The organism is Chryseobacterium sp. 14P4.3.2 (genome assembly GCF_057799275.1).
Genome location: NZ_JBYOKO010000001.1, coordinates 23,364 through 35,637 on the forward strand (window position 1 = coordinate 23,364; position 12,274 = coordinate 35,637).

Annotated in this window: 10 protein-coding genes; 7 read left to right on the forward strand and 3 right to left on the reverse strand. The window is 35.0% G+C overall.

The features are described from left to right. Positions 1-9 precede the first annotated feature (9 nt). Positions 10-3,054 (reverse strand): SusC/RagA family TonB-linked outer membrane protein, encoded by a 3,045-nt coding sequence (locus tag AC27VX_RS00085; RefSeq protein ID WP_488693261.1) that lies wholly within the window; start codon positions 3,052-3,054, stop codon positions 10-12. A 332-nt stretch (positions 3,055-3,386) separates the two neighbouring features. Here AC27VX_RS00085 and AC27VX_RS00090 point away from each other — a divergent pair, with 332 nt between their 5' ends. Further along, positions 3,387-4,463, forward strand: coding sequence for a phosphatidylinositol-specific phospholipase C1-like protein (locus tag AC27VX_RS00090; RefSeq protein ID WP_488693263.1), 1,077 nt, complete (start codon positions 3,387-3,389; stop codon positions 4,461-4,463). Positions 4,464-4,522: 59 nt separating this feature from the next. Here AC27VX_RS00090 and AC27VX_RS00095 read toward each other — a convergent pair whose 3' ends face one another. Further along, positions 4,523-6,301 carry a metallophosphoesterase family protein gene (locus AC27VX_RS00095; RefSeq protein ID WP_488693265.1) on the reverse strand — a complete coding sequence of 593 codons (1,779 nt, stop codon included), beginning with the start codon at positions 6,299-6,301 and terminating at the stop codon, positions 4,523-4,525. Positions 6,302-6,375: 74 nt separating this feature from the next. Further along, complete coding sequence (locus AC27VX_RS00100; protein WP_488693267.1) at positions 6,376-7,230, reverse strand: hypothetical protein; 855 nt, start codon at positions 7,228-7,230, stop codon at positions 6,376-6,378. Between the two features lie 380 nt (positions 7,231-7,610). Between AC27VX_RS00100 and AC27VX_RS00105 the strand changes: the two genes are divergently transcribed. The 6 genes from AC27VX_RS00105 to AC27VX_RS00130 all read left to right on the forward strand — a co-directional run bounded on the left by AC27VX_RS00105 (position 7,611) and on the right by AC27VX_RS00130 (position 12,242). Beyond that, a complete protein-coding gene (locus AC27VX_RS00105) occupies positions 7,611-7,784 on the forward strand; it encodes a hypothetical protein (protein WP_300687826.1) in 174 nt (57 codons plus the stop codon). A 90-nt stretch (positions 7,785-7,874) separates the two neighbouring features. Then, on the forward strand, positions 7,875-9,512 hold the full coding sequence (locus AC27VX_RS00110) for a tetratricopeptide repeat-containing sensor histidine kinase (RefSeq protein ID WP_488693269.1): 1,638 nt from the start codon (positions 7,875-7,877) through the stop codon (positions 9,510-9,512). A 13-nt stretch (positions 9,513-9,525) separates the two neighbouring features. Beyond that, complete coding sequence (locus AC27VX_RS00115; RefSeq protein WP_300687822.1) at positions 9,526-10,191, forward strand: response regulator; 666 nt, start codon at positions 9,526-9,528, stop codon at positions 10,189-10,191. 123 nt (positions 10,192-10,314) lie between these two features. After that, positions 10,315-10,509 (forward strand): hypothetical protein, encoded by a 195-nt coding sequence (locus tag AC27VX_RS00120; protein ID WP_300687820.1) that lies wholly within the window; start codon positions 10,315-10,317, stop codon positions 10,507-10,509. A gap of 9 nt (positions 10,510-10,518) precedes the next feature. Further along, on the forward strand, positions 10,519-10,851 hold the full coding sequence (locus AC27VX_RS00125; protein WP_488693272.1) for a YegP family protein: 333 nt from the start codon (positions 10,519-10,521) through the stop codon (positions 10,849-10,851). Positions 10,852-10,961: 110 nt separating this feature from the next. After that, a complete protein-coding gene (locus AC27VX_RS00130) occupies positions 10,962-12,242 on the forward strand; it encodes a hypothetical protein (protein ID WP_488693274.1) in 1,281 nt (426 codons plus the stop codon). Positions 12,243-12,274: the final 32 nt, after the last annotated feature.

The following is a 12,274-nucleotide window of genomic DNA, read 5'->3' on the forward strand; positions in this document are numbered from 1 at the left end:
TTTTTTAAATTAAAATTTAATAGTTGCTCCCAAAATAAAAGTTTTAGCAGAAGGATATGTTGTATAATCAATTCCTAAAGACTGATTCCCTCCTACCTGCTTGTTGGTATCCACCAGCGGATCATAACCTGTGTAACTCGTAATGGTGAACAGATTCTGTGCACTTACATAAAGGTTTATACTTCGCAGGAATTTTAGCTGGCTTATGTCAAAAGTATATCCCAGTCTCACATTATTCAGACGGATAAAGTCTGATTTTTCAAGATATAAAGAAGACAGCTGCGGCTGGTTTGTAAAGCTTGCTCCTGAATCATAAAAATTCTTCAAAACGTTTCTGTCTGAAGCCAGACTATTGATATTTAAATCTAACGCTGTATTATTTACTAAATACCCCCCCGTTTGCCCAATGAATGAAAATGCAAAATCAAACTTCTTGTACTTCATATAAGAATTGATTCCGAACGTAAAGTTGGGTATGGCCCCTTCAAAGATTTTTTTATCATTCTGACCTATTACTCCGTCTCCGTCTACATCCTCGTAAATATATTTTCCGTTAGCATCTATTCCCAAATAGTGATACATATAGAAAGATCCCGCTTCATAGCCATTTTTGTAGATATTGGCAGTTACTCCGGAAAATCCCGGACCTGAAATCTCCCCTGATAACACTTGTGAAACCGGAAGATTTTTAACAACATTATTTACAGTTGCTCCGTTAACATCAAAGTTCCATGTGAAATTTTCGTTTTTGATAATCTCTGCTCCTAAGGAGAATTCAAAACCTTTATTAACGATCTGTGCATTGACGTTCTTCCAGACAGTTGGTGTTAAACTTAATGGCCCTGAGGGAATATTCAGAATCGGATCTTTTGTTGTCTTATTATAATATTCCAATGATCCGTAAAGTTTATTTTTCCATAAGCTGAAATCTACACCAATATTGGTTTGTTCTACCACTTCCCATTTCAGATCAGGGTTGGGTGTTCTGTACACCTCCACTCCGTTGACCAGATTGAGATTATCATATAAATAATATCCTGCAGCCTGAGATAAAGCAGAACTTGCCTGAGTAATTTTATTAGGAACTTCCTGATTACCGGTCTGCCCCCAGCTTCCTCTTAATTTTAATTCATTGATCATCTGGATCCCTTTCATGAAGTTTTCATTAGAAATTGTCCAGCCCACAGCCACAGAAGGAAAGTATCCGTATTTATTATTTTTACCGAATCTTGTAGAACCGTCAGCTCTTATAGAAGCAGTTAATAAATATTTTTTGTCAAAATTGTAATTCACCCTTCCGAAATACGATTGTAGTTCATTTTCCTGAGCGTATCCTGGTGCCGGAATAATTGGATCTCCTGAAGACCCTGGATTAATATCCGGTGGAACTCCTACCCCCTGTTTGGCAATGTTTTTTACGCCATAATAAGTTCCGGTAGCCTTAAATTTCTGATATGAGAATCCCCCAAGAAGACTGAAATTATGTTTATTTAAGCTAAGATCATAAGTCAGATAATGCTCTAAAAGGACGTTATAAGACTGAAAATTAGCCTGAACAAATAGCCCTGCCGGTGTTCTGTCAGTTAAATTCGGGTACATGGTGGTCTTTCTTTCTGACATTGATTTATCAATACCCAAATTGAATTTATAATTCAACCCAGGTAAAATTCTCAGCGTAGCCTCTGTATTTCCCAGTACTCTGAATGTATTGGTCTTGTCGTTATAAACACTCAATAAATACAACGGATTGTAGTGTGCGGGCATATTAAAGTTCGTGAAATTTCCACTCTGATCATACACAGAACGTGTTGGGTTCGCCATTAAAGCGTGAATAATGACCTGACCATCGGAACCTGCATTAGCTCCATTGGGAATTCCCGTTTCATGGATGTCACTCGCCGTAAGATTAAGTTTGATTTTTAATCGTTTATTATCAAAGAAAGATTCTTCCGCATTCAAACGCGCGGTTGTTCTTTTAAAATTACTGTTCAGAACGATACCATCCTGATCCATATGTGAAAGAGAGGCAAAATAATTCCCTGTATCTGTAGATTTTGAAAATGATACCGAGTGATTTGATGAAACTGCATTTCTGTAAATTTCATCCTGCCAGTCAGTATTCCCACCGTGATCATACAGTTTGTCAATACCCGCTGCTCTGTATTCATTAGCCGTCAATAAATCCAATTTCTTGATTACAGAAGAAAATCCTAAATACGTATCATAGGTAAACAGGGGCTCTCCCTTCTTCCCTCTTTTTGTAGTCACCAGAACAACACCGTTTGAACCTCTTGCTCCATAAATTGCTGCTGCTGAAGCATCTTTCAAAACAGTGATAGATTCAATATCACTTGTATTCAGAAAGTTTAACGGGTTCTTGGCCTGTGCATTTCCTAAGCCGATATTCGGACCTGTGGCACTTACTGCATCGTTACTCAAAGGAACACCATCTACAACGAATAGAGGGGTACTTCCGCTCCTGATGGAACCGATACCTCTGATGGAAACATTCACTCCTGCTCCCGGTTCACCGCTAGACTGAACGATACGGACACCTGCGATTTTCCCCTGCATCAGGTTATCAACAGAAATATTCATTCCCTCTTTGAAATTCTCAGCCTTCAATTGGCTTACTGCTCCCGTAAGGTCAGATTTTTTCTGGGTACCATAGCCCACTAACGTTACCTCTTCAATGGAAGTTGCCGCTTTTTTAGACTGTAGCTTTACAGAAACCGAAGTCCCCGAGATTTTCACCATCTGTAGTACATATCCGTCATAAGAAATGGATAGCGTCTGGCCGATATTTGCCAAAATTGCAAAGTTTCCGGATCCGTCAGTAGCAGCGGTAGCTCCCGTTTCTACAACGGTAATTTTCGCCCCTTCTATTGGAGATCCTTCCTGATCCGTTACATTCCCGGAAATGGTTTCATTCACCTGCGAAAAAACAGGATAGCTTACTGTAAATCCTTTGGCATCAGCTTGGTTGGAAACCAGAAAAATGAGTGCAATCGGAATTAGCTTTTTAAACTTAAAAAAATTAATTTTGTGGTACATATCAATAAGTAAAGTAATTGCAAGATGTTACATTGCTTATTCCAAAAGCCGCTGTTGTTCCCGCAACAGTGGTTTTCTTTTCAGGCAATCGTTAGTTTTTATTTCGGCATACAAAGTAAAAGGATATGCTTCAAATCTATTTTAACATAATATTATCTTAAAATCAATAAAATATAAATATCTTAAAATGAGACAATAAAATACAACTGATTAGTAGACACTTATAATGCTGTATTTTTCTTCATTTACAAAATATTAAAAAATACTTAACATAATATATAATCCATCGAAAAGTAAGAGTCAGTAATTTCGCATCTATAAAATCTGATGTAATGAAAAAGGCAGCTTTCCTGGGTATCTATTTATCTTCATTAAACCTTCTCTGGTCACAATCTCAAAACCTTAACAATGTAAAGCTTAATGAAATTCAGGTAATTGGTTCACACAATTCTTATAAGAAAGCCATTCTTCCGGAGGTTTACAGCTATTTATCAAAGAAAGATTCTCTAAACTCTTTACCGAAGATTCAATACGAACATATGCCTATTCCCCAACAATTGGACCTGGGGTTGAGAAATCTGGAAATTGACGTTTATGCTGACAGTAGAGGGGGGAAATATGCCCATCCGAAAATCCTGGATCTGGTAAAAACGACTGAACCTTTTGATCCTGAAAATAAAATGACAAAGCCAGGCTATAAAATGATCCATATTACAGATATAGACTATCAAACCTGGTATTATACATTAGAAGACTGCTTGAAAGATCTGAAGGAATGGTCTGATAAGCATCCTGATCATACGCCTGTTTTCATTACCCTTGAACCGAAAGACGGAAAAGCAAATATATTTGGAACAGAGCCTGAACATTATACCTCAAAACTTTTCGACGAGCTGGATAATGAACTGGCAGAATATTTAGGAAAAGATAAAATAATCACTCCGGATGACATTAGAGGGTCTTACAAAACACTGAACCAAGCTATTTTAAACAAGAACTGGCCAAAATTGAAAGATGTGAAAGGTAAATTCCTTTTCGTATTGGATAATAACAGCGAGAACAGAGATTTGTACATCAAAGGGCATCCATCATTAAAAGGAAGAGTGATTTTTACCAATTCTACTCCCGGCACATCCGAATCTGCTGTACTATTCATGAACGAACCGAAAAAAGATATTACTGAAATAAAAAAGCTTGTAAAACAAGGTTATATTGTCCGTACAAGAGCTGATGCTGATACGATGGAAGCCCGAAACAAAGATTATTCAAGATTTGAAAAAGCAAAGGAAAGCGGTGCACAAATAATTACCACAGACTATTATCAACCCAGCCAACTTTTTAAATCGGATTATAAAATCAGTTTTGAGAATAACACCTATGAAAGAAAGAATCCTGTCACTGGGAAATAATTGCACAATACCTTTAATCTTAATCATCTCGTACGCCTTCAAAAATAAACCTGATAATATTACAGCCTTTTTATTTCTTGTTTTTTAAAGTCAATTTCAAAATGATCTGAGGGATCTCCACTGGAGAGCAAAGAAAGAATCCTGAAAACAGATTTTAATTGAATGATGAAAGGGTCTTTAGATTCATTTTGTTCAAAAAGCCTAATCAGGATTTGGTACTGCTGCCATCTTTTTGCCGGAATATCTTTCTTTGCCAGTTCATCTGCAGATTGGAATTTATATAGATCAAACAACAGATCATCAAACGTCCAGTCGCGGAATTCATCAGCATTTATTGAAGAATTTGAGTCCTGAACAAGCAAAAGCAGATCTTTACCGTTTAGTTGTCTTCCTTTTTTGATAAAATCTTCAGGCCAGTCATCAGGAATCATTCTCAACCGGACAAGTTCCTGCAAATGAAACAGCATAAACTCGTGATAGGATTTCGCTTTAAGTATCTCTCTGTTCCATAGAATATTTCTGCCCTCCTTTTCTAAAGCAAGATATTCCTTCTCATATAAAGGAAAAAGGTCATCGAAGTGTGGAACATTATATAAAACTTCGGTTTGAACCTCCATCTTATCAGGAGATGTAAGTGTAAGAATTTTATAGCCTGGTAAATAGGCAGCCAGCGACGGAACCTGAACATTTACTAAGAAATGATCTCCAAATCTCCTTATTCCAGTATCGTTAATATGCATATGTCCGGCAAAATGAATCTGCAGACCGGCTTCGGCAAATACTTTTGCAACATCTTCCTGAGGTACACGTTCCAACTGCCATTTTTTCTCACCCAATACATTTTTAATATCATGGCCGGCTCCGTCATTAAAATCTATCATCGGATAATGGGTAAAGGCAATCAGTGTTTTGTTGTTTCTTTTAGCTTCATCAGCAAGTTTTTTTACCCACTGGATCAAATGCTTTTTGTTCGTCAGAACATTATTATAACCGATGGCTGCACCTTTATAATTGGAAGTGTTTTGAGGACTTTCATTTATGTTTTTGGGAAGGTAAGTATTCCCATCAATAGCAATCATCCATACTCCTTTCACTGGTTCAGCTACATAACTTAAATCCGGAACAGAAAAACCTTTTGCAACTTCATACATTCTTCTGGAATATGCAGCAGACTGTAAAGCTTTTGTATATGAATAATCTTTCAATGATACATGATCGAACGGAGTACTCCAAAACAAATCCTCTTTCTGGGGATAGAATCCAAATCCTTTCAATTCATTCAAAATTTCAAGATAACCGGATTCTGTAATATCTTTTGTAATGATCTTATCGATCGATTTTCCGATATGTTCTTTACTGTAAATTCCTAAAGGTCTTCCCTCTTTTCCAAGAAAATCATCTTTCCCTCCATCATTTCTGAATGGACCAACAGGGTCATGGTTTCCGGGTGTTAAATAGAAATTCATCCCATGCTTCCGGTGGTATTGATCCAATACTTTATGAAGACCACGAAGGTTATAAGCCTGCCCGTCATCCGAAAAATCCCCTGGCATTGCAACAATTTTTATTCCTTTTGCCGCAATATCATCTAATGCTTTTAGAAAAGCAAAATAGTTCTCATTGAAAATCCTTGTGGAGCGCAGCTGAGAATCCATTGTCCTTAAAATAGTTGATTTTCCGGTTTTAGGATTTACAATTCCTTTAAAATCATGATCCAAAAAGCTTCCATATAAGTCCTGAAAATGCACATCGGAAAGAAAGGCAATCTGTACAGGTTTTTGCTGGCCAGCCAATAGAGAGAAACTGAAAAGTAAAAATGATAATATTCCCTTATTCATCTTAAAATAAAACGAAATTAAGGGAATCGATGCAGAGTTGTTTTAAGTGAGTTTTAAATTATTGTGAAGGAAAGTTATTCTTTTGCGTCTACTGTGTCTTTAGGTTTTCCAGCATATTTATAAAGAATGAGAGAAGTTGATTTTCTTAATTCTCTGCCGTTATTAGGGTCAGTACCATCATCCGTAAAAAACTCCACATTCCCATTGTATTTTGAATACCATGTTTTTCCGAGAGAGTTCGCAACAGTCATTGTGTCTTTTCTTGTTATTCTCTTAAAATACTTGAGTTTATGTTCATTCTTGGCAACTACTTCAAATTCAGGCTTTATAAAACTATTTTCTGTTTCAATAAATTGTTCCCCGTCCCAATACATATAATTTTTATTTGTACTCATAAATGACATAAAGCCTAATTGATTTTCATTTCTATTCTTATCAGCAGAATTATTTGAAAAAACAACACCTCCGGTAACCATCATAGCAACTAAAACAAATTCCAATACACCCAGTCCGTTCTTCTTCATAAAATCCGGAACATTAAAATTAGGATTATTGGATATTTTAATAATGATATTGAAAATTTTCTCAGGTACAGAAACTTCCTCACCATCTAATAGAAATTTCACCGATGTAGTACTTTCTCCTTCGTTTTCGATCTTTTTTTCAAACGTGCAATTAAAATCTTTAAAACTTTCATATCCAATATACTGACTTAATTTATCAAGCCTATCTGGATTTATATTTACTTCTTTATTATTTTCTAAAAAAGTCTCATAATACCTAATGAATGTTTTGTCTGAAATAATATAATTCAGATGCTCTTCAAAGTAAGTCCACAAGTAAGATGCTATACCGCTTTTTGTATCTCTTCCAGACTCTTTTTTAGCTTGTTCGAATACTTCATGAATCAGTAGTTTTCTTTTGGACATAATTAGTTTTTAAAAGCAATTACAAAATAGGTGATTTTCTACCGTGTCGCATTACGGGATTCCGTAACAACTTCCTGTCCATTTCTTGTCCATCGATGTCCATACTTTGTCTAACACTTACTTTCCTTTCTTCCCCATCTTTGCCATAACAAAATCAGTGATAAACAAAACATTAGAAAACAAATTTACAAAACTGATTTTAAAATTACCAGATAAAACGGAGGAAAACTCCGGGTTGGGAAGCAGATGTTTCTCCTCCGTTTTTGAAGGTTCACTTCCCAAAATTTAGAAGCGCTTCAAATTTTTTATTCGTGTAGCTCTACCTGTGATCGGTTTCACTGGCAACTACAGAAATGCTCAAATTTTAAATTTTAAAGAAGATGATCCAGTTTATATTAATGCTATTCAGCTTAGCATTCTCAAATAATAATGCCAATACAGTAACAACAAATGATAACAATCCTATAACGATAACAGCGCAAACGCAAAGCGGGCCGACAGATCCAACGGATGATACGGGAGGAGAGACCACTCAAACCCCTCCAAAAAAATAATTACTTCAGCAAAAAATTAAATTAATAAACTCAGTAAGAACAGGCATAGAATGTCTGTTCTTTTTTTTAAATTTATGCTAAACTTTTTACATGAAAAAAATTCTAGCTATTCTTCTTCTATTACTTTTCTCCTGCCAAAAAAATAAAATCGTAGCAAAAACCAACTTATTCTATGATAAGGCATACGAGCTGAATAGTGGAGGAAAAACAGATAGTGCATATGTATACTATGATAAAGCTGAAGATGTCTTCAGGCTTCATAAAGATAGTGTAGGAATGGGAAAATGCATTGTCAATAAGGCTATTATTTTAACAGACAAAGGAGATTATTATGCTGGTCAGGAATTATCACTTAAAGCACAACAATTTTTTGATAAAAATGATAAAGACCAATATGCCTACATTTGTGCAAACTATAATAACTTAGGAATAGCAAGTAATAATGTAAAAGACTTTCCTAATGCTATAAAATATTATGACCTAGCAGTAAAATATGCTGACTCTATAGATAATAAGCTAACATATCTAAAGAATAAGGCCAATACCTATAAAGACGAAAAAAAATATTCGGAAGCCATTAAAATTTATGAAAGTATTCTTCCACAAATAAAGAATACTAATAAAAAATTATATGCAAGGCTCCTTTCAAATCTTGAAAATGTAAAGTCTTTAAATAATCCCAATTATAATCCAGAGCCTCAGTTACTACAGGCCATTGAAATTGAAAAACAGATTAATGATAAATGGGCTCAAAATGCCGGATACGCACACCTTTCTGATTATTATATAATTAATGACCGAAAAAAGGCTTTACTCTATGCGGAAAACATGTATCAAATAGCAAGGGAAATAAAGAGCCCTACTGATCGTTTAGAAGCATTACAAAAGCTTGTTTTATTAGATCCTGAGAAAAGTGTCAAAAATTTTCAAACATATCTGTCGTTGAATGATAGTATTCAAAGAGAAAAAGATAAAAACGACAGCAAATTTGCCTTCATAAGATTTGATGTCGAAAAGATTAAAAGGCAAAATGCAGAAAAAGAAGTAGAATTACTTTATAAAAATGCAGGTATTGGGGCTTTAATCTTAGTTTTAGTTGGGGGTATTTTTTGGTTTAGAAAAAGACAAAAAAGACTTCAGCAGGAAAAAGAGCTCGAAGTAAAAAATACCCAGCTGAAAATGTCCAAAAAAGTTCATGATGTTGTAGCCAACGGCATTTATCAGGTCATGACAAAAATTGAAAATCAACCTGATTTTGATAAAGAAGGAGCTCTGGATGAACTTGAGTTTGTTTATGAAAAGTCAAGAGATATTTCATATGAAAAAGAATACTCCAGCGATATCTTGGAGTTTGATAAAAAAATATCCAACCTTATTGGTTCTTTCAAAAATGATGAAGTAAATACGTTTCTGGCAGGAAATGGCCAGAATATTTGGGCCAATGTTTCCCATACAACCAAAGATGAGGTTTATCAGGTCCTCCGTGAGCTTTTGGTGAATATGAAAAAACACAGTCAGGCCACTCTCGTTGCTTTTAAATTTGAAAGAGATAACAACCTGATACAAATACATTATACAGACAATGGAATTGGTGTTCCAGGAGATATTTCTTATAACAATGGCTTAACTAATACGGTTTCCCGTATTGAAAAAATCCATGGAGAAATTACTTTTGATACCCAAACCGAAAAGGGATTGAAAATTCACATTTCGTTCCCAGCATTTTAAAAAAAGAAAAAGAATGTTTAAAAAAATTTTAATAGCCGAAGACCACGAAAGTATCAGTATCTCTGTACAAAAAACATTAGAAGAGCTAAATATTCCACAATCTGACTATGTATCTTATTGTGATGATGCGTTAGCTAAGATTCAAAAATCTCATAGAGAAGGAGACCATTATGACCTGTTAATTACTGACCTTTATTATGAAGAAGACCATCGTGAACAGGACCTCAAAGACGGTAAGGAGCTCATTCAGGCAATAAAAAAAATACAGCCCTCTCTTAAAACCATTGTGTTTTCTGCAGAACATCGTTCCGGTGTCATCGATTCTCTTTTTAAAGAAAATGGGATCAATGGGTTCGTTCGTAAAGCCAGAAATGACTCTAAGGAATTAAAAAAGGCCATTGCCTCAGTCTACGATAATAAAAATTATCTTTCTCTCGATCTGAAACAGGATGTAAAACAGCTAAACAGCTATGAATTCTCCGATTATGATATTACCCTGGTATCTCTTCTTTCACAAGGAGTTCTGCAAAAAAACATTCCGGTATATCTTCAGAATAATAACATCAGGCCCAATAGCTTAAGCAGCGTTGAAAAAAAACTGAATAGCCTGAAAGAAGAGCTTCAGATCAACAGTAATGAACAGCTTGTTGCTTTTTGTAAAGACATCGGAATTATTTAAAGAAATTCTAACCCCGTTATACAGCCTTCCAATTTTTTGGAAGGTTTTTCTTTTACGGGAAACCGTAAGGGTTGAGTTTTTAATCTATCTACTTTTGGAGTATTAAAACATTAAAAGAATAATATGAAAAAGTATTACGTAAACAAAAGAGCACAAAGTAATGGAGACCATGAAGAGTGCAGGTATATACCAGATCCCGCTAACAGGAAATATCTGGGAGAATATTCTTCTTGTAATAATACAGTAAGAGAATCTAAGAAAACGGATTCTCAATCAAACGGATGTAAAACATGTTCACACGAATGTCACACTAGCTAAGTAATTATTATGGAAAAATTTGTCATTACAAAAAGAGTTAACAGCGAGTATCAATTTAATCTAAAAGCCGGAAATGGCGAAATTATTTTAACCAGTGAAGGCTATGTTCAGAAAGCATCTTGCCTAAAAGGAATTGAATCTGTGAAGATTAATTCTCAGGACGAAGCAAGATACGACAGAAGGATGGCCGTGAACGGAAAAGATTATTTTGTTTTGAAAGCCAGAAATGGAGAAATTATTGGTAAAAGCCAATATTACAGTTCTAAATTTTCAATGGAAATTGGGATTTCATCTGTAAAGAAAAATGCACCTACTTCCCAAATCGTTGATGAAACTCTTTAAAAAAATAACCTAATGGACTTTAAAATAAAACTTGAACAGCTGCATCAAAAAGCAACAAAGAAGAACTCCATAAAACCTTAGAGATCTACAACTAACAAAAACTAATAACCATGAAAACTCTTTTACTTTTTGTGAGAATTTTAAGATGGAGCTTTGGTATTGTATTTCTTATAATCTCCGTAGGCTTATTGACCGAACAGAACTTTATTGCCTCATTAATTATGTTTGTTCTGGGATTATTTTCAATTCCTTTTACCTGTACGTTTATCCTTACCAAAGTGGCTAGTATAGATATTGATGGCACTAATAAACTTTTAAAAACCATAGATTATTCAAACCTTCAGACCATTTTACCTATTTATGAACAAAATGTGATAAACAGCCCCAAACCGGTAAGTGATCAGCAAAAAAGTAAAGCAGGAAGAAGAATTTATTATAAGACTTTATGTAAAGCTGTTTCAGATTTTCATGTCACACAGAGTGAAATCCTGGCCCTGAATCAAATTAAACTCTTTTTCAGTTTATCTGATGAACAAATCTCAGCTGAAAAAAAGAAAATTGCAGAAAGAACAGTCAGTGCTCTAATCCAGAAATGTTATGAAAATAATGTACTGACAGATGCCGAGAATCAGCAGATTACGACTATCGCAGCTTTCCTTCAGTTTCCATTGCCTCAAACCGAGGCCATTAAACAGAAAACTGCTGTATTAATATTTAATAAAATATTGGATGAAAAAGTTTCAGACAGCCGTCTTTCTCCCTCGAAGGAAACCCAACTGGTACAAACTACCCGTGATTTGAAAATTGACCATCAGAATATCAAAACATTTCTCTCTGATAAAAAAATCAGAAAGCTTGAACGTTCCAAATTATTATGGAATTTAGATCATGGGATTTTTCCTGTTCTTTATAATCCTCCTATCACATTAATTAGAGATGAAACAGGCTATTTGCAGTTTAGTGCCACTTTGATTGAAAACAAAATAGTTCATGCAGGATATTCCCGCTCCAGTTCCAGTATTTCTTTCAGAATAACAAAAGGAGTGAATGCCAGAGTGGGTGGCGGCAGATATCGTCCCGTAAAAGAGGAAGTAAGAAAAACATACTCTGGTACTTTATTCTTAACCAGTTCAAGAATCATTTTCAACGCAGGAGGGAAAAGCTTTCAAATACCATTTAATAAGCTAATCTCTCACGAATTTCAGCGGGGAAACCTCGAATTAATAGTCCAAAATAAAAGTTACTTATTACGTCTGAGCAAAAGTGAAGCAGAAGTACTGACAACAGGGCTATCCAGCTCTATAAGACAATACGGAAAGGTGAATGATCACATAAAAGTACAGGCAATGAAAGAGATTTCTATGAATTACAATTTTATCAGCATCTCATAAAGAAGGTATCCAGGTAAAAACACCGGTTGAAA